The following is a 17,960-nucleotide window of genomic DNA, read 5'->3' on the forward strand; positions in this document are numbered from 1 at the left end:
GGAGACCGGCGCGGAGGCTGGTCGATCCGACGGCGGGACATGAATCGAACGCTAAGTGGGCATTGACATGAGAAGCCATACTTTTGCGAGGCTTTGCGAGAGGCATTGCTCATCGGCCCGACAGCACGGACTATTGCGATGTAGGTTCCCTTCAGATGCAAAGGATGGCCCACGATGCACTCTCACCTCACGCTGCGCCTGCTCGGCTCTGGCTCGGACCATGGCACCTGTCCGGCGGTGTACGCGGCCGACACGGGCGAGCTGGTCGTACAAGGCGACATCACCGACCGCTTCGGCACTGTGCTGGTGCCGCACGTTCTGCTCGACTGGCTCGAATCGGGCATGACGCTGCCCGTGGAGGCTACCGACGCCTCCGGCCTGTTTCTGGTCAGCGGCGAGCCGGTCACCGCGCCGGAAGTTCTTGCACAGCTCCGGCTCGCCGACCATGAGACGGCCGTGGTGGTGCACTGATGCTCCACGTCGTCGGTGACGAGGTGTTCGAGCCGCTGTTTCGCGCGGCCCGCGGGTATGCCTTCCACCTGGAGGTGCAGGACACCTATGGTGTAGCCGATGAAGTCGAAGCCCTGCGCCGCTGGGAAGCCGGGGAGGCCTACGAACCGGAGGAACAGCCGGCGGCCTGGAAGGCCTGGGATGATCTGATGGTCGAAACGGCCGGGCGCGGAGTTGCACTAGAACGGCTGCGCGTGGTCACCGTCCCACACTCGGACTACACACGGTGGCTGCTCAGTCGTACAGAAATTCGCGTGGAAGTCGGAGAGGCAGTGCGATGGCTGCCACGCCACCTCGCAGATCCGGCCGACGTGCCGGGCGATGATTTCTGGTTGTTCGATGACGACACGGTAGCCTTCACCACCTTCGCCGAGACGGGAGAGTTCATGGGATTGTCCATCACCACCGATCCGGGAATCGTCGACCACTGCGTCAAAGCACGGACGACGTTATGGCCGAAGGGCATCGATCATATGCACTACACCGATAGTGAGTACGCACGCACACTGTGAGAGCTGTTGACGATGCTCGGGCCGCACTCGGCGCACGCCTACGGGAACTACGCCGAGCCGCCCATTTGTCGGGCGTCGACCTCGCCGCTCGATGCGGCTGGCACTCCAGCAAAATCAGTCGCATCGAGCGCGGGAAGCAAGCACCGTCCGAGGCCGACCTCGCTGTCTGGTGTGAGGCGTGCGAAAATCTCGCCGTCCTGGATGACCTCGTGGCCAGCCTGCGCAACCTACGCTCGATGTATCTGGAGTGGCAGCGCACCGTAGCGGCCGGGCACGCATACCGACAACGCCAGTCCATAAAACTCGAAGGCCAGACGCGACTCATCCGCTGGTTCGCCCCCGACACCTTGCCCGGTTTGTTGCAAACCGAGGACTATGCGCGGGCCGTGCTACGCGCCTGCATCGCCATCACCGCAGGCCGTGACGATCTGGACGAAGCGGTAGCAGCGCGGATGGTGCGGAAGCTCATCCTCCAGCGCGGTGCGCACCGCTTCCACATCTTGGTCGGCGAGGCGGCGCTGCATCGCACGGTAGGCAACAGCGCGGTGATGGCGGCGCAGCTCCAATCCCTCCTAGAAGAGCTGGAGCGACCCAACCTCCGCCTCGGGGTGATCCCACTGGACGCCGAATACCGCGCCCCCGCAACAAACTTCGTAATCTACGACCGCGCCCAGGTGCTCACCGAAACCGTCAGCGCCGAACTGACCATCACCCGCCCATCCGAGATCGCCTTGCACGAAAAGACCTTCGCTCTCCTCGCCGGACAAGCTGCTTACAACGACGCCGCTCAAGCCCTCATCGTGGGAGCGCTGGAGCGGCGTACAGGGGCGCTACGTTAAGCGCCTGCCGAACCTAACCCATGAGCTGTGCCGCCACGGTCGCGCCACGTTCCCAGCACGCTTCGAGGTCATCTATTGGACGGCTTTCCTGATGTGAACGACGTACTCGCCGCCTTCCCCCACACCAGCCCATCGTGATCGAGGTGACGCCCTTCTCCACTCCCTCGGTGCCCTCGTTGCCGTAGAGGCAGAGGCCGAAGGGCCGGCCGCGGGTCGAACCGCAAGTAGGGGTAGTAGATGACGCGGATAGCCCAGCGCACCCGCCCAAGGATGTATTAGTCCATGGTAGGGAGGGGATACGACAAGTTCTGATGCCGCGACGGGCTGTGGTCTATGAGGCGTCCATCAACTGTGCGGCGATTGTCGCGCCGAGTTCCCAACACGCCTCAACGTCGGCCTGGGTCGGCTTGCCCGACACCACCACATACTCGGCCGCCTTCACCCACCCCAGCCCCGTCGTGATCGAGGTGACGCCCTTCTCCGCGCCCTCGGTGCCCTCGTTGCCGTGGAGGTAGAGGCCGAAGGGGTGGCCTCGGGTGGAATCGAGGCAGGGGTAGTAGATGATGTCGAAGGCGTGTTTGAGGGCGCCGCTCATGTAGCCCAGGTTGGCCGGGGTGCCGAGGAGGTATCCGTCTGCTTCCAAGACGTCTGTCGGAGATACTGCCAAGGCCGCTCGCCGCACGACCTCCACGCCCTCGATTTCCGGATCTGTCGCGCCGGAGACCACAGCCTCGAACATTGCTTGCATGAATGGTGATGGTGTGTGGTGGATGATCAGCAATGTCGGCACGCTTCGAGCCTAGTGCGGCTATCGCGGCGCTTCAGGCGGCTACCGTACGTGGCGTGCCTTCCCGTTCCCGACTTCCCCGGTTGCCGGAGTTGACGCCGGCGGCCGACCCTCGCCGGGGGTATTCGCAGCAGGAGATTCTGGGTGAGTTGCGGCGGTTGATTCTCGAGGGGAATCTGCCGCCGGGGACGGGGTTGCCGTTGCGGGAGTTCGCGAAGCGGTTCGATGTGAGTGCGATTCCGGTGCGGGAGTCGTTGCAGACGCTGATCGGCGAAGGGCTGGTGGAGCATCGGCCCAATTTCGGGTACACCGTGACCCGGCTGACCGCCGCGGAGTTGCGCGAGTTGTATGTGGTGCGGGAGCGGCTGGAGTCGGCGGCGCTGGCCGCCGCGGTGCGGCAGGCCGATACCGAGGATCATCGCCTCGCCACCGAGTCGCATGCCCGGCTCGAGCGCGCGGTGCTCGACGACGACCCGGCCGCCTATCACCGCGAGACCCGCATCTTTCACCTGGCACTGACCCGTCCGTCGGGGATGGCACGGCTGGTGCACATGCTCGAATACGCGTGGAACATCACCGAACCGGTGCAGCCGATGGTGCACGTCAGTACCGGCGAGCGGGTCGTGCTGCACGCCGACCACAGCCGTCAGCTGGCCGCGTTCCTGGCCGGGGACGCCGAGGCGCTGCTGGCGGCCACCGAGCAGCACCATGCCCGGCTCAACCACGTGGTGTCGGGCTTGCCGACCGACACCGGTCTGTTCGCCGAGCCGACCTCGCCGGAAGATATATAGTTCACGCAACAAGCAGGCAATACCGGCTCGTTAACGTCGTCCGAATCACGTTTCACCCGCTGCCGCGGGACAGATCGATCGGATGTGCGACATGACCGAGACCGCCGCACCGGCGCTCGCGACCACCCAGGAGGCGGCAGCTCCTGCGATCCCGGGCACCGCTTCGAATCCCGACTACGACCCCCGCCTCACCAACGAGGATCTGGCCCCGCTGCGCGAACAGACCTGGGGCGTCTACAACATCTTCGCGTTCTGGATGTCGGACGTGCACAGCGTCGGCGGCTACGTCACCGCGGGCAGCCTGTTCGCGCTCGGCCTGGCCAGCTGGCAGGTTCTGATCGCGCTGGTGGTGGGCATCGTGATCGTCAATGTCTTCTGCAACCTGGTGGCCAAGCCGAGCCAGCGCACGGGCGTGCCGTACCCGGTGATCTGCCGCAGCGCGTTCGGCGTGCTGGGCGCCAATATTCCGGCCGTCATCCGGGGTCTCATCGCGGTGGCCTGGTACGGCATCCAGACCTTCCTGGCCTCGGCGGCGCTGGATGTCGTGCTGGTCAAGCTGTTTCCGGGGCTGGCGCCGTACGCGGTGACCGCCGATTACGGTTTCCTCGGACTGTCGGCGCTGGGCTGGGGCAGCTATCTGGCGCTGTGGGTGTTGCAGGCGTGCGTGTTCTGGCGCGGCATGGAATCCATCCGGAAGTTCATCGACTTCTGTGGTCCGGCCGTCTACGTCGTGATGTTCGCACTGTGCGGGTACCTCATCGCGAAGGCCGGCTGGGGCGCGATCGATCTGAATCTGGCCACGGTCACCCACCACGGCTGGTCGGCGCTGCCGGTGATGCTGGGCGCGATCGCGCTGGTGGTGTCGTACTTCTCCGGCCCGATGCTGAACTTCGGTGACTTCTCCCGGTACGGCCGGTCGTTCACCGCGGTGAAGCGCGCGAATTTGCTCGGTCTGCCGGTGAACTTCCTGGTGTTCTCGCTGCTCGTGGTGGTTACCGCATCGCTGACGGTGCCGGTGTACGGCGAACTCGTGACCGATCCGGTGGCGACGGTCGCCCGCATCGACAACACCTTCGCCATCGTGCTCGGCGCCCTGACGTTCACCGTCGCCACCATCGGCATCAACATCGTCGCGAACTTCGTCTCCCCGGCGTTCGATTTCTCGAACGTGAGTCCGCAGCGGATCAGCTGGCGGGCGGGCGGCATGATCGCCGCGGTCGGTTCGCTGCTCATCACCCCGTGGAATCTCTACAACAACCCGGATGTCATCCACTACACGCTGGAAACGCTGGGCGCCTGCATCGGCCCGCTGTTCGGCGTGCTCATCGCCGACTACTACCTGGTGCGCAAGCAGCACGTGGTGGTCGACGACCTGTTCACGATGTCCTCGCGCGGCACATACTGGTATCGCCGGGGCTACAACCCGGCCGCGATCATCGCGACCGCGGTCGGCGCCGTCGCCGCGATGTTCCCGGTGCTGACCTCCGGCCGTCTCACCGGGATGTACACCGCCGCGCAGTACAGCTGGTTCATCGGCTGCGGGCTCGGCCTGCTCGCCTACGGGGCGCTCGCCACCCGCGGCCGGTTCCGGCTACCCGTCCCCGTCCCTTCCGAGACCCGTTGAGGAACATGAGGATTCGTGTAATCAACCCGAACACGACGGCCGCCATGACGGCGGTCATCGACGAGTGCGCGCGAGCGGTCGCCGCGCCCGGCACGGTGGTCGAGTCGGTCACCTCGGCCATGGGCCCGGCCTCCATCGAAAGTCACTACGACGAGGCGCTGGCGGTGCCCGGACTGCTGGCCGAGATCGCGCGCGGCGAGGCGGAGGGTGTCGACGGCTATGTGATCGCCTGCTTCGGCGATCCCGGCCTGTACGCCGCGCGAGAGCGGGCACGCGGCCCGGTGATCGGCATCGCCGAGGCGGCCATGCAGGCCGCGAGCCATCTGGGCCGCGGGTTCAGCGTGGTCACCACGCTGGCCCGCACCGTAGGCCAGGCCGAGGATCTGGCCGAACGCTATGGGATGCAACGCTTCTGCCGCGGCATCCACGCCACCGACATACCCGTACTCGAACTCGAGGACCCGAAGGTGCGGCGCGTCATCGCCGATGCCTGCCGCGCCGCGGTGGCGGCGGACGGCTCCGACGCGATCGTACTCGGCTGTGCGGGCATGGCGGACCTGTGCGAATACCTCACTGCGGAGTCCGGGGTGCCGGTGGTCGACGGCGTCGCCGCGGCGACCCTCGCGGTGCAGTCGCTGGTGACCCTGGGCCTGCGCAAATCCGGACATGGCGAATTCGCGGCCCCACTGCCCAAGCACTACACGGGACTGCTGGCGGAGTTCGGAACCGACGGGACAGTCTCATGACCGGACTGCCGCCGGACTTCCTGTCCACCGTCGCGAGCCGGCTGCGCGACGTGGACGCCGAGTTGGCCCGGCACTACCCCGGCGACCGGCCCGGGCAGCCTATTCACACGGCTTACGTGTCCGCTGCCGACGCGACCAAGGAGCTGCCGTACGAATGGGGTGCGGCGGCAACGGAACTGGCGGATCGTCATGCCGGGCTGCTGATCGAGCTGGGCGGAGACGACGGGCTGGCACGGGTGCGGGAAACCCTGGCGCAGCGGCCTGTTCAGGATTTGCGGCTGGATTTCGAGGACGGCTACGGCACCCGCGCTGACGAGGTCGAGGATCGAGACGCGGTGCGCGCCGGGCAGATTCTGGCGACGTTACCCGCGGCGGTGTTCTCCCGCGGCGTCCGTATCAAGGGCCTGACCGGGGCGGAGTACCGCCCGGCGATCGGCACGCTGGAGCGGGTGCTCGACGGCGCGGGCGGAGTGCCGGACGGGTTCGTGTTCACCGTGCCGAAGATCCGCGCGGCCGAACAGGTCGACATCGCCGTGCACTTGTGCGAGGCACTGGAGTCGGCGCACGGCTTGCCCTCGGGCGCTTTGCGTTTCGAGTTGCAGATCGAGAGCCCGCAGGCGGTCATCGCCCCCGACGGCACCGCCACGGTCGCCCGGGCGATCCACCGCAGCGCCGGACGGTGCAGCGGATTGCACTACGGCACTTACGATTACAGCGCGGCGTGCGGGATCTCCCCGCAATTCCAATCCCTGGAGCATCCGGTCGCCGACCACGCCAAGGCCGTGATGCAGGCGGCGGCCGCGCAGACGGGCGTGTGGGTGTGCGACGGCTCTACCCAGGTGGCGCCGATCGGCGCCGATGCGGAGGTCGCCGCGGCGATCTCACGGCACTTCCGCCTGGTCACCCGGTCGCTCGAGCGCGGCTACTACCAGGGCTGGGACATGCATCCCGGCCACCTGGTCACCCGCTGGCTGGCGACCTACACCTTCTTCCGAGGCGCGCTGCGGGCCGCTGCGCCGCGCATCGACCGATACCTCCAGCGCCGCGGCGGCGCCGTCGTCGACGAACCGGCGACCGCGCAGGCGCTGGCCACGGTCGTGCTGCGCGGGCTGGACTGCGGCGCCTTCGGACCCGGCGACGTCACGGCGCTGGCCCCGGCCGCCACCGTCGACGTCCTTCACCAATTGCGAGAAAGGAAACTGCCACTCACATGAGCGGTGCGCCAAACGATTTCAGCCTGCTTCCCGACCTGGCCCTGCGCTCGCTCGGCGGCGCGGTCATCTGGGCCAACGACGAGTCGTTCGCCGAGAAGGAGAACCTGATCCGTCCCGAGCCCGCCACCTTCTCCACGGAGAGCTTCGGGCACAAGGGCAAGGTCTACGACGGCTGGGAGACCCGGCGGCGACGACGACCCGGCGGCGACGCACCGGCCGCCGACGACTGCGACGAGGCCGTCGTGCGGCTCGGCGTGCCCGGCGTGATCCGCGGCGTGGTCGTCGACACGGCGTGGTTCAAGGGCAACTATCCGCCGGAAATCTCGGTGGAGGCGATCGCGATCGAGGGCTACCCGCCCGCCGACGAGATCGCGGCCCGGCCCGGCTGGACCACGCTCGTCCCGCGCGCCAAGGTCGAGGGCGATACCGCCAACTCCTTCACCGTCGACTCCGAGCGGCGCTTCACCCATGTGCGGCTGCGGATGTATCCCGACGGCGGCGTGGCCCGGCTGCGCGTGCACGGCGAGGCGAAACCCGATCTGCGCTGGCTCGGTTCGGGCCGGTTCGATCTGGCGGGGCTGGAGAACGGCGGGCGCGTGGTGGACTGCTCCGACCGCTTCTACTCCGCGCCGCAGAACCTGCTCCTTCCCGACCGGGCCCGCATCATGGGCGAGGGCTGGGAGACCGCCCGGCGGCGCGGCGGCGGCAACGATTGGGTGCGGGTGCGGCTGACCGGAGAGGGAGTGCTGGACGCCGTCGAGATCGATACCTCCTACTTCCTGTTCAACAGCCCGGGCGCGGCCCGCCTCACCGGTATCCGCGCGGACGGCACCGAGGTGGAACTGCTGCCGCGGACCGGCCTGCTGCCCGATACCCGGCACCGCTTCCCGCTCGAGACGGCCGAACCGGTCACCGAGGTCCGCCTGGACGTCTATCCGGACGGCGGTTTCGCCCGGCTGCGCGTCTTCGGCACGCTCACCGAGACTGCCCGCACGCAACTGGCCGTGGAGCCGGTGCTCGGTCCCCTGTCCGACGACGCGCTCGACCGGTTGCGCGAGGACCCGTCGTGACCCGGGACGCGCGGCACCGCGCCCTCTTGGCGGCGAAAGATGTTGCGGCATGAGCGATTACGGACGCGACATGGTCGGGTACGGCCCCAACCCGCCGCATCCGCACTGGCCCGGAGATGCCAATGTGGCCGTGCAGTTCGTGCTCAACTACGAGGAGGGCGGCGAGAACTGCGTCCTCGACGGGGACGCGGGCTCGGAGACATTTCTGTCGGATATCGTTCCGGCCCAAGCCTTTCCGAACCGGCACCTGAGCATGGAGACGCTCTACGAGTACGGTTCGCGGGCGGGACTGTGGCGAGTGCTGCGGGCGTTCGAGAGCCGCGGCATTCCGCTGACGATCTTCGGTGTCGCCCGCGCGCTGGAACGCAATCCGGAGGCGGTGGCGACATTCCGGCGGCTGGACTACGAGGTGGCCTGCCACGGGCTGCGCTGGATCTCGTATCAGATGGTGGACGCGGAGACCGAGCGCAAGCACATGGCGGAGGCGGTGCGCATCTGCACCGATCTGTTCGGCGCGCCGCCGCGCGGCTGGTACACCGGGCGCGACTCGCCGCAGACCCGCGAACTGGTGGTCGAGCACGGCGGTTTCACCTACGACTCCGACTCCTACGCCGACGACCTGCCCTACTGGGTGCGGGTCCAGGGACAGGACCATCTGGTGGTGCCGTACACGTTGGAAGCCAACGACATGCGGTTCTCCTCCCCCGCCGGATTCGCCAACGGCGAGGAGTTCTTCACGTATCTGAAGGACGCCTTCGACGTGCTCTACGCCGAGGGCGCGGCCGGCGCGCCGAAGATGCTGTCGGTGGGACTGCACTGCCGGTTGGCCGGGCGTCCGGCGCGGGCGGCGGCACTCGGCCGGTTCCTCGACTATGTGCAGTCGCACGACAAGGTATGGCTGGCGCGGCGCATCGATATCGCCGAGCACTGGGCGAAAGTGCATCCACCGCAGTAATTTTCGTGGGATAGGGAGCTACGCCCGCGCAAGGTCTCACATTCCGTGGCATTCGACGATAGGCGCTGGATAGACCTCGGGCGGCACCCCCGCACGCCACGGCCGGTGCACGGCGGCGCCCGGCAGGTGCGCGAGTTCCGGAACCCAGCGGCGCACGAATTCGCCTTCGGGATCGTGCCTATCGGCCTGGCGCAGCGGATTGAGTACCCGGTTGGGCCGGGTGTCGGTGCCGGTGCCGGCGGCCCACTGCCAGTTCAGCTGATTGTTCGCGATATCGGCGTCGACCAGCCAGCGCAGGAAGTGGTCGGCGCCGATACGCCAGTCCAGGCGAAGGGTCTTGGTCAGGAAACTGGCCGCGATCAAGCGGGCGCGGCCGTGCATCCAGCCCTCGGCGCGCAGTTGGCGCATGGCCGCGTCGACGACCGGATAGCCGGTCCGGCCGGTCCGCCACGCGTCGACCGCCGGCGGGTCGTCGCGCCACGCACGCGGGCTCGGCCGGTAGTCGCGCCACCCGACCTCGGGCCGCGCGGCGAGCACTTGGTGATGGAAGTCCCGCCAGGCGAGTTGCCGGGCGAACGCCTCGCCGCCCGCGCTGGACACGTCGGCGCGCGCGAGCACCTCGGTCGGTGACAAGCACCCGAAATGCAGATAGGGCGACAGCCGCGAAGTGGCGTCGGCGCACAGGCTGTCGGCGTCCGTGGCGTAGTCGCTGATCGGACCGGAAACCCAGCGCCGCAACGCCTTCCGCGCGGTGATCTCGCCACCGACGGACAGCTGTGGCGAACCCGTCACGGCATCGAAGTCGGGTAGCGGATCGCTGTCCACCGGCGGCACACTCAGGGGCGCGGGCTTCGGTAGCGGGCGGCGCAGCGGCACCTCCCGCCAGCGGCGGTAGTAGGGAGTGAAGACGGCGAAATGGTCCCGCCCGGTGGCCGGGGACAGCTCGGACGGATCGACGGCGGTGATCGATCCGCCGTGTACGCGCAGTTCGCAGCCGCGCCGAATGAGCCGCTCCCGCAGCGCATCCGCGCGTCGGCGGCTGTACCAGCTCACGTCCGAGGCGATGTGCACGCTCGCCGCACCCACCTCGTCGACCACCCGATCCACCGCGTCCACGACATCGCCGTGTCGAATCACGAGACGGCCCTGCGTCTTCCGCAGTCCGGCGTCCAGTTCGGCGAGCGCGGCGGCCAGGAAGCGCGCCCGGTTCGCCGACGCCCGCTCGGCGACGATCCCGTCGTCGACGACGAACAGCGGGACGACCGCGTGGCCCTCCCGCCGCGCGGCCGTCAGCACGGGATTGTCGTGTACGCGCAGATCGCGGGTGAACAGGGCGACGGTGACAGGCAATACAGACCTCCGAATCGGTTGTCGCCGAACGGGTGCGGCTGCCACGAGGGTGGCGCCGGAACAGGGTCGGGCGGCTCAGCCCACCACTGCCGACGCGACCCTCGCGGCAGCCGCACCGGACGAATCAGAGCGAGCAGAGGGGAACGATCGCGGTATGCCCGCCCGCCGCAGCCGCCACCGGTGCCGCCGCGAACAGTACCGACACCGCCCCGACCAGGGCGGTAGCGACAGAGATCCAGCGGAAACGGTTGCGCACGGGCATTCCTTCCGGGTCGACTTCGTCCATCCTACGCACAAACGATGCATAAACGTTGCGCCTTGCCGGAATTCTTACCACAGCGCCGGACCGCGATGGCTCCTCGGACGATCCATCCCTCGACCGAGACACGAGCGGACCCGGCCGTGCCGTGGCCGTACCGCACCGGCAGGCAGAATGTGGCCATGCCCGCTGGTTCCAGGCCCGACTCCGACGCGGGGTACACGGTGCGCGCGGTCGCCGAACGGCTGGGCATCCCGACCGCCACGCTGCGGAGTTGGAATCACCGCTACGACATCGGGCCGCCGCGCGACCGGCCCGGGCGGCACCGCCTTTACACCGAGGCCGACATCGCGCAGCTCGAACGCATGGTCGCCCTGATCCGCGGTGGCGCCAGCCCGGCCGGGGCCGCCGCCGCGGTGCGCCTGCCGGTCGCCACGCGCGGCGACACCGCCACCCTGCTGGCCGCCGCTTTCGCCTTGGACGCCACCCGGACGACCGAGCTACTGACCGCTCATTTCCGCGCGTACGGCGTGGTCGATACGTGGAATACGTTGTGCCGACCCGCATTCGGTGAGATCGTCGCGCAGCAGGAGGACGGTGTGGGCTGTGTCGACGTGGAGCATCTGCTGTCGTGGTGCATCACCTCGGTGTTGCAACGGGTCGCGCCGCCGCCCGCCGGACGCCCGGGGTCCGTAGTCCTCGCGTGCACCAGCGGCGAAACCCACGCGCTGCCGCTCGAGGTGTTGCGCGCCGCCCTCGCCGAACTCGGGGTCGGCGCGCTCATGCTCGGCGCGAACGTGCCGACGAGTGCGCTGACCGACACTCTGGTCCGGCATACCCGACCGGTTTCCGTCGTGCTGTGGTCACAGCAGGAGTCGACCGCGCTGACATCGGCGGTCCGCGCCTGCCTCGCCGGGCGGGCGAGGGTGTACGTCGGCGGTCCCGGCTGGGACGAGGTGTCGTTGCCGGATCCGGTGATCCCGGTGTACAGCCTTGTGAATGCGATCGATCGGTTACGTTGACCGCCCGGGCCTAGCGCTCGCCTTCGCGCTCGAGACGTTCCAAAGCGACTGCGCGGCGCATGGTTTCGCGGGCACGGGTGCGGTCACCGGCGTAGTCGTAGGCGCGGGCGGCCCGGTAGTTGGTGCGCCAGTTCTCCGGGTCGGCTTCCCATTCGCCGCGCACCTGCTCGAAAAGGGCGTCGGCAGCGGCCTTTTCGATCCGGCCGGAAGGTCGGCGCGGCAACTCGGAGACATCGAGTTCGCCGCCCTCCTCGTGCATGCGCCGAGCCAGCCGCTGGTGTGCGAGCGCGGCGCGAATACTGGTCGCGACGATCCACACGCCCAGGACCGGCAGGATCAGCACCCCGACCCCGATGGCAACAGCCGCCACCCCACCCGAACGAATCAACTCCACCGCGATCCGCCCCAGCAGAACGAAATAGAACGCCAGCGCCAGCACCAGAAACCCGAGAAAGGCAACCTTCACCGCCACCTGGCGAGCGTCCCCACCCCTCACGACGCGACTCCGCCGACGGGCCGCCACCCGAAGTACGTGCCGTTCACGATGGCACTTCGCCGACCGGCAACCACCACCATGCCGCTAACGATGGCGCTTCGCCGACCGGCAACGACCCCCATGCCGCTCACGATGGCACTCCGCAGACCGACAACCACCCCCATGCCGCTCACGATGGCACTCCACAGGCCGGCAACCACCCCCATGCCGCTCACGATGGCACTCCACAGGCCGACAAGCACCCGCGTGATGCCACTCCGCGGGCCGCTGCCCCACGTCGATTGCATGCCGATCACGAGGCAACTCCGCAGACCGACGGCCGCCCGGACCCCGTGCTGCCGCTCATGATGCCGACCATCCGGATCGCGCTCACAGGTCCAGGAGGGGGTCGAGGCCGACCGTGAGGCCGGGGCGGGCGGCGATCTGTCGCACGCCGAGCAGCACGCCCGGCGCGAAGGACGAGCGGTCCAGCGAATCGTGGCGGATGGTCAGGGTCTCGCCCTGGGTGCCGAACAGCACTTCCTGGTGGGCGACCAGTCCGGCCAGCCGCACCGAGTGCACCCGCACGCCGTCCACGTTCGCGCCGCGAGCGCCGTCCAGTTCTGTCGTGGTGGCGTCCGGGCTGGGCCCCACACCCGCCGACTTGCGGGCCTCGGCGATGATGCCCGCCGTCCGGTACGCCGTGCCCGAGGGCGCGTCGGCCTTGTTCGGGTGGTGCAATTCGATCACCTCGACCGAGTCGAACCAGCGCGCCGCCTGCTCGGCGAACCGCATGGACAGCACCGCGCCGATCGCGAAGTTCGGGGCGATCAGCACCCCCACCTCGGGGGCGGCCGACAGCCAGCCGCGGACCTCCGCCAGCCGGCCCTCGTCGAAGCCGGTGGTGCCGACCACGGCGTGAATGCCGGACTCCACCAGCCGGCGCAGGTTGGGCATCACCACGTCGGGATGGGTGAAATCGACGACGACCTGGGTGCCGGCGTCGGTGAACGCGTCCAGCGAGTCGTCCTTGTCGACTTGCGCGACCAGTTCCAGATCGTCGGCCGCCTCGACCGCCGCGCAGATCGCCTGCCCGACCTTGCCGCGCGCGCCGAGCACACCCACCCGGATCCGGTTCGCAGTCACCCTGAACTCCTCACATGCCTCGACGTCTCCTGCGCAGCCGAGCCTAGCCGCCGGAGCATCGGCCGCCGGGAGCCATCCCCTCGTCAGCCGCTCAGTCGAACACGATGACCTGGCGCAGGCCGTGCCCGGCCGCCAGTTCGTCCATGGCCTCGTTGATGTCCTCCAGCCGGATGCGCGAGGACACGAGGCGTTCGACGGGCAGCCGCCCTTCGCGCCACATCCGGATGTATTCCGGAATGTCGCGGTCGGGCACGGCCGAACCGAGGTAGCTGCCGACGATCGAGCGTCCCTGCGCCACCAGGCCCAGCGGTGAAATGCTCGCTCGCGCTTCGGGATTGGGCAAGCCCACGGTAACGGTGGTGCCGCCCGGCGCGGTGGCGGCGACGGCGGTCTCGAACGCCCGCACATTACCGGCCGCCTCGACCACGACGTCGGCCTGCACGCCCCGCTCGGTCAGTTCCGCGGGCGTGAATACCTGATCCGCACCGAGATCGGTTGCCAGCGCGAGCTTTTCGGGCAGGGTGTCGACGGCGATCACCGTGCTGTCCAGTTCCTTGCGCAGCGACGCCGCCACCAGCACCGCCGCCATGCCGACCCCGCCCAGGCCGACGACCATGATGCGGTCGCCCGGACCCGGCCGGGCCGAATTCAGCAGTGCGCCACCGCCGGTCAGCACCGCACAGCCGAGCACGGCCGCCACCTCGGGCGGCACGTCGTCGTCGACGGGAACCACCGAGCGCCGATCGACCACCGCGTGGGTCGCGAAGGCGGAGACGCCGAGATGGTGATGCACCGGTTCGCCGCGACGCCGCAGCCGGCGTCCGCCGGTGAGCAGTTCACCGCTGTTGTTGGCGACACTGCCCGGCACGCACGGGGTGCGGCCGCCGGTCGCGCAGCCCTCGCAGTTCCCGCAGCGCGGCAGGAAGGTCATCACCACGCGCTGCCCGATCTCGAGGTCGACGCCGGAACCGGTCTGCTCCACGCGGCCCGCCGCCTCGTGGCCGAGCAGCATCGGCACCGGGCGCACCCGGTTGCCGTCGACGACCGACAGGTCCGAATGGCACAGCCCGGCGGCCTCGATGCGGACCAGCAGCTCGCCGGGGCCGGGTGCGCCGAGGTCCAGTTCGTCCACGACGAGGGGTTTCGACTCGGCATACGGCGAGTGATCGCCGATTCGTTCCAGGACAGCACCGCGGATCCTCATGGACCCGACGCTACCGCCCGCGGGTACCGGGCGTGCGCGGACCGTCGCGGTCGGTGCCATAATCCCCGCAGGTACACCTTCCGAGCACGCGCCGACACCGACGAGGCGAATTCATGAAGACGACCTCCCCCACCCGCAGCCTCAACCGCCTGATCACCGGCTCCTTCGGCCGGATCGCGCGCGGTTACGACAGCCCGCTGCTCCAGCACGTCGTGTATCGGCCACCGCAGGACCAGGTGATCGCCGAACTGCGGGCGGCCGGCTGCCGCCGGATCGCCGACATCGGTTGCGGCACAGGCATTCTCACCACACGGATCGAGCGCGAGCTGCGACCGGAACAGGTGTTCGGCGTCGACGCCTCCCCCGGCATGCTGGCCCAGGCGCGTACCCGATCACCGCAGGTGACGTGGCTGCAGGCCCCCGCCGAGCGCCTGCCGTTCGGCGACGAGTCACTCGACGCGGTGGTCACCACCAGCGCGTTCCACTTCTTCGACCAGCCCGCCGCGCTGGACGAGTTCGCGCGCGTATTGGTGCCCGGCGGCCTGGTCGCCGTCTCCACTGTGAACCCGGCCGGTCAGCTGGCGAGCCCCGTCCGCCAACTCACCCGCACCACCTTCAGCCCCTACCACGCACCCTCCCCCGCCGAAATGCGAAACCTCTTGCGCGGCGCAGGTTTCGACGTCTCGAACCAACGCAGAATCGATCGCCCACTCCCCCGCTGGCTGGTCCCCGACGTAATCACCGTCGGCCGCAAACACTAGCCCCCACAGCATCGCCCAACCCTCCACCGGCACCCACCCCGCCGCAAAACCACCCACGCCCCAGCCCACCCGCTCACCCCCAGCCCACCCGCTCACCCTCAGCGCACTCGCTCACTCCCAACGCGCGCCACTCACCCCAGCGCACACCCACTCACGCCCAGCGCACTCGCTCACTCCCAACACGCGCCACTCACCCCAGCGCACACCCACTCACGCCCAGCGCACTCGCTCGCCCCCAGCGCGCACCACTCACCCCCAACGCACCCACTCACCCCCAGCGCGCACCACTCACCCCCAACGCACTCACTCACCCCCAGCGCACTCGCTCGCCCAGCGCGCACCTACCCACGCCCAGCGCATCCACTCACCCCAACGCACCCACTCGCGCCCAAGCACACCAGCTCTCTGGCGTGCATGGTGCGGCCGCGAACAACCCACGCCCGTACAGCAACTGGCGATCCACCATGCGCCGCCCGGCGACAAAGCTCACTGCCGCCCAACGCAGCACCCAGCGGTCTGCCGTGAGCGCGTCATAGGCATCGCGCACTCCCGCAACGACTTCCCCGTCCGTCCAGAAAGCCCGAGCCGTCACGGTCGCCACCACCACCGCAGGCAGCTACACGCTGGTGGCCGCGTGGGTTGCGGTCGGCCTGCACGGACGCAATCAGCCACCAAGTGGCGAAAATGGACGTCTGGCGACGGTTCGTGACCGCGCAGGCCGGATCGCTCCGATGCGAGCAAGGGGAAGACATGCAGGACCTCTATGTTGTGACGCACCCCCATGCCGAGCACACTGCCTAGGACGTTGTCGCTGGCGAGCCGCCGCGGAGCGCGGTCACCGCCGCGCTTGGCGCCACCGGAGTGTCGTCACTCTTGCCGATACATACGCGGTTCGACCACAAACGCCAGCCCACCCCGAGCGCAGTAGCCACCGATCACTATGCGTCGTTCGGACCCAGCGCCCATCCGCACCCAGCCCATCGTGTTCCTCCCGCGCGCCACGCCCTCCAGTGAACTACGTTCCTCCAGCGCTCCATGCCTCTCCTGCGAGGCCATGCGTCTCTCGCGCACTACGTTCCTCCCGAGGGCCATGCGTCTCTCGCGCGCGACGCCTCTCCCGTCGGCCATGCGTCTCGCGCACTACGTTCCTCCTGCGGGCCATACCTCCCCCGCCCACCACGCTCCTGCCGCGCGACATGCCCCTCCAGCGAACTCGCTCTCCCAGCACTCCATGCCTCTCCCGCGGGCCATACGTCTCCCGCGCCTCACGTTCCTCTCGCGGGCCATGCGTCTTTCGGCGCCACGCCTCTCCCGAGGGCCATGCGTCTCGCGCACTACATTCCTCCCGCGGGCCATACCTCCCCCGCCCACCACGCTCCTGAGGCGCGCCATGCCCCTACAGTCACCAAGCACTCCGGCCACAAAGGCCACCCGGGAACTTGCGATCACCGTTTACCGTCCGGCCACAAACCACCCATTCACGCCGACACAGCGGCCAGCGGTCACCGTGGGCAGTCCGGCCGCAAAGCCCATCTATGCCTAACGCAGCAGCCAGCGCCAAGGTGCGCGGTCCGGCCGTCGACCGCTTACCCATGCCGAGGCCAACGGTTACCGTGCGAGGTCCGGAGGAGAGCGGTCGCTTATGCCCAGCGGAACAGCCAACGGTCTACCGTGCGCGGTGTGAACAGGCCGAGTGCGCGTAGGGCCGCGGCGTAGTGGGGCACCATGCGGACGGGGCGGGCGGCTATCGCGTGCAGGAGCCAATCGGCGGCCTGTTCGGGGGTGAGGCCGGGCATTCGGCGGTAGCGCTCGGTGGGTGCGCTCATGGCGGTGTGCACCAGTGGGTAGTGGATGGAGGTGAAAGCTATTCCGCGGGTGGATAATTCGCCGTCGGCGCAGCGGCCGAAGCCTGCCAGGGCCGCCTTCGACGCGTGGTAGGCCGCCAGCCGCGGGGAGGTGTCGGCGGCGACGGTCCAGGTGCCGACATTGATCACGTGTCCCGCGCCGCGGTCGACCATGGCGGGCAGTAGTCCGAGGGTGAGCTGGACGGCACCGAAGTAGTTGACCGCCATGGTGCGCCGGAAGTCGTGCATTCGATCGAAGGACTCTTCCAGCGGTCGCCGGATCGAGCGGGCCGCATTGTTGATCAGTACGTCCACCGTGCCGTAGGTGCCGGTCACCCACCGCACCAGTTCGTCGACTTGGTCGCTGTCGGCCATATCGCAGACCCGGGACTCGGCCTTACCCCCGGTCGCCGCGATCTCGTCACCGAGCCGCGCCAACTCGTCCCCTCGCCGCGCCACCAGAATCATCTCGGCCCCGGCCTCCGCCAGCCGCAGCGCCGCGGCCCGGCCCACCCCGGCGGAGGCGCCCGTCAGCAGAATCCGCTTCCCCGCCACCGCCTCCGCGTCGGCCGCCCGCACGCCACCGACCGGCCGCAACAATCGAGGCATAACCCGCCGCATGACCCTGCCCCGCACTCCCTGCGGCTTCCCTTCGACCGACATACAGCCCAGTCAACCACGCTCCACCCCCATCCCACCCGCGTGACCTCAACCCCGACTTTGCCTCGAGCAGACAGGAACTGTGTGCGCTGTTCTTGCGTCTGAACAGGCGAATTGGGCGGCTGGCAGACGTCGGCGGGTGTCGCATTCGCATCCACGACCGCGCGCCACTATCGGGTTGTCGACACCAT

General features: G+C 68.8%; 19 protein-coding genes and 1 pseudogene. 11 read left to right on the top strand and 9 right to left on the bottom strand.

The annotated features are described in order from the left end of the window. Positions 1 to 174 precede the first annotated feature (174 nt). The 3 genes from ACFMRZ_RS11245 to ACFMRZ_RS11255 are packed head-to-tail and all read left to right on the top strand — an operon-like array spanning position 175 to position 1,861. On the top strand, positions 175 to 471 hold the full coding sequence (locus ACFMRZ_RS11245; protein WP_400179106.1) for a hypothetical protein: 297 nt from the start codon (positions 175 to 177) through the stop codon (positions 469 to 471). Next, a complete protein-coding gene (locus tag ACFMRZ_RS11250) occupies positions 471 to 1,022 on the top strand; it encodes a DUF6879 family protein (RefSeq protein WP_400179107.1) in 552 nt (183 codons plus the stop codon). The genes ACFMRZ_RS11245 and ACFMRZ_RS11250 overlap by 1 nt, the downstream gene beginning before the upstream one ends. Continuing rightward, complete coding sequence (locus ACFMRZ_RS11255) at positions 1,019 to 1,861, top strand: helix-turn-helix domain-containing protein (RefSeq protein WP_400179108.1); 843 nt, start codon at positions 1,019 to 1,021, stop codon at positions 1,859 to 1,861. The genes ACFMRZ_RS11250 and ACFMRZ_RS11255 overlap by 4 nt, the downstream gene beginning before the upstream one ends. A gap of 13 nt (positions 1,862 to 1,874) precedes the next feature. Here ACFMRZ_RS11255 and ACFMRZ_RS11260 read toward each other — a convergent pair. Together ACFMRZ_RS11260 and ACFMRZ_RS11265 are read right to left on the bottom strand one after the other, a co-directional pair. After that, positions 1,875 to 2,136 (bottom strand): annotated as a pseudogene (locus tag ACFMRZ_RS11260) (flavodoxin family protein); the annotation flags it as partial. 56 nt (positions 2,137 to 2,192) lie between these two features. Continuing rightward, positions 2,193 to 2,609 (bottom strand): flavodoxin family protein, encoded by a 417-nt coding sequence (locus tag ACFMRZ_RS11265; RefSeq protein WP_400182828.1) that lies wholly within the window; start codon positions 2,607 to 2,609, stop codon positions 2,193 to 2,195. Between the two features lie 95 nt (positions 2,610 to 2,704). Between ACFMRZ_RS11265 and ACFMRZ_RS11270 the strand changes: the two genes are divergently transcribed. From ACFMRZ_RS11270 to puuE, 6 genes are all read left to right on the top strand, one after another. Further along, the gene (locus ACFMRZ_RS11270) at positions 2,705 to 3,439 is read left to right on the top strand and encodes a GntR family transcriptional regulator (RefSeq protein ID WP_400179109.1); all 735 of its coding nucleotides are present in this window, start codon (positions 2,705 to 2,707) and stop codon (positions 3,437 to 3,439) included. Between the two features lie 91 nt (positions 3,440 to 3,530). Then, the gene (locus tag ACFMRZ_RS11275) at positions 3,531 to 5,063 is read left to right on the top strand and encodes an NCS1 family nucleobase:cation symporter-1 (RefSeq protein WP_400179110.1); all 1,533 of its coding nucleotides are present in this window, start codon (positions 3,531 to 3,533) and stop codon (positions 5,061 to 5,063) included. Positions 5,064 to 5,068: 5 nt separating this feature from the next. Beyond that, positions 5,069 to 5,809 (top strand): aspartate/glutamate racemase family protein, encoded by a 741-nt coding sequence (locus ACFMRZ_RS11280; protein ID WP_400179111.1) that lies wholly within the window; start codon positions 5,069 to 5,071, stop codon positions 5,807 to 5,809. Next, positions 5,806 to 7,023 (top strand): DUF6986 family protein, encoded by a 1,218-nt coding sequence (locus ACFMRZ_RS11285; RefSeq protein ID WP_400179112.1) that lies wholly within the window; start codon positions 5,806 to 5,808, stop codon positions 7,021 to 7,023. Before ACFMRZ_RS11280 ends, ACFMRZ_RS11285 begins: the two co-directional genes overlap by 4 nt. Then, positions 7,020 to 8,093, top strand: a complete 1,074-nt coding sequence (alc, locus tag ACFMRZ_RS11290; RefSeq protein ID WP_400179113.1) for an allantoicase — start codon at positions 7,020 to 7,022, stop codon at positions 8,091 to 8,093. The genes ACFMRZ_RS11285 and alc overlap by 4 nt, the downstream gene beginning before the upstream one ends. A 49-nt stretch (positions 8,094 to 8,142) precedes the next feature. Further along, positions 8,143 to 9,048: an allantoinase PuuE gene (puuE, locus tag ACFMRZ_RS11295; protein ID WP_400179114.1), complete on the top strand. Its 906-nt coding sequence runs from the start codon at positions 8,143 to 8,145 to the stop codon at positions 9,046 to 9,048. 36 nt (positions 9,049 to 9,084) lie between these two features. Here the strand turns inward: puuE and ACFMRZ_RS11300 are convergent, their stop codons facing one another. Together ACFMRZ_RS11300 and ACFMRZ_RS11305 are read right to left on the bottom strand one after the other, a co-directional pair. Continuing rightward, a complete protein-coding gene (locus ACFMRZ_RS11300; protein ID WP_400179115.1) occupies positions 9,085 to 10,398 on the bottom strand; it encodes a cryptochrome/photolyase family protein in 1,314 nt (437 codons plus the stop codon). 124 nt (positions 10,399 to 10,522) lie between these two features. Further along, positions 10,523 to 10,684, bottom strand: a complete 162-nt coding sequence (locus ACFMRZ_RS11305; RefSeq protein ID WP_400179116.1) for a hypothetical protein — start codon at positions 10,682 to 10,684, stop codon at positions 10,523 to 10,525. 155 nt (positions 10,685 to 10,839) lie between these two features. On the opposite strand from ACFMRZ_RS11305, the gene ACFMRZ_RS11310 reads away from it, so the two are divergent. Then, positions 10,840 to 11,679: a MerR family transcriptional regulator gene (locus ACFMRZ_RS11310; RefSeq protein WP_400179117.1), complete on the top strand. Its 840-nt coding sequence runs from the start codon at positions 10,840 to 10,842 to the stop codon at positions 11,677 to 11,679. A gap of 10 nt (positions 11,680 to 11,689) precedes the next feature. On the opposite strand, the gene ACFMRZ_RS11315 is transcribed toward ACFMRZ_RS11310, so the two are convergent. The 4 genes from ACFMRZ_RS11315 to ACFMRZ_RS11330 all read right to left on the bottom strand — a co-directional run bounded on the left by ACFMRZ_RS11315 (position 11,690) and on the right by ACFMRZ_RS11330 (position 14,504). Next, on the bottom strand, positions 11,690 to 12,151 hold the full coding sequence (locus ACFMRZ_RS11315; protein ID WP_400179118.1) for a hypothetical protein: 462 nt from the start codon (positions 12,149 to 12,151) through the stop codon (positions 11,690 to 11,692). 20 nt (positions 12,152 to 12,171) lie between these two features. After that, entirely contained in the window at positions 12,172 to 12,471 is a 300-nt protein-coding gene (locus ACFMRZ_RS11320) for a hypothetical protein (RefSeq protein ID WP_400179119.1), read from the bottom strand. 73 nt (positions 12,472 to 12,544) lie between these two features. Next, positions 12,545 to 13,300, bottom strand: a complete 756-nt coding sequence (dapB, locus tag ACFMRZ_RS11325; protein WP_400179120.1) for a 4-hydroxy-tetrahydrodipicolinate reductase — start codon at positions 13,298 to 13,300, stop codon at positions 12,545 to 12,547. A 91-nt stretch (positions 13,301 to 13,391) separates the two neighbouring features. After that, the gene (locus ACFMRZ_RS11330; protein ID WP_400179121.1) at positions 13,392 to 14,504 is read right to left on the bottom strand and encodes an alcohol dehydrogenase catalytic domain-containing protein; all 1,113 of its coding nucleotides are present in this window, start codon (positions 14,502 to 14,504) and stop codon (positions 13,392 to 13,394) included. A gap of 113 nt (positions 14,505 to 14,617) precedes the next feature. Here ACFMRZ_RS11330 and ACFMRZ_RS11335 point away from each other — a divergent pair, with 113 nt between their 5' ends. Then, on the top strand, positions 14,618 to 15,265 hold the full coding sequence (locus ACFMRZ_RS11335; RefSeq protein ID WP_280271325.1) for a class I SAM-dependent methyltransferase: 648 nt from the start codon (positions 14,618 to 14,620) through the stop codon (positions 15,263 to 15,265). 1,640 nt (positions 15,266 to 16,905) lie between these two features. On the opposite strand, the gene ACFMRZ_RS11340 is transcribed toward ACFMRZ_RS11335, so the two are convergent. Next, positions 16,906 to 17,718: an SDR family NAD(P)-dependent oxidoreductase gene (locus ACFMRZ_RS11340; RefSeq protein ID WP_400179122.1), complete on the bottom strand. Its 813-nt coding sequence runs from the start codon at positions 17,716 to 17,718 to the stop codon at positions 16,906 to 16,908. Positions 17,719 to 17,960: the final 242 nt, after the last annotated feature.

It is taken from the genome of Nocardia sp. N2S4-5 (assembly GCF_044628355.1).
Lineage (GTDB): Bacteria > Actinomycetota > Actinomycetes > Mycobacteriales > Mycobacteriaceae > Nocardia > Nocardia wallacei_B.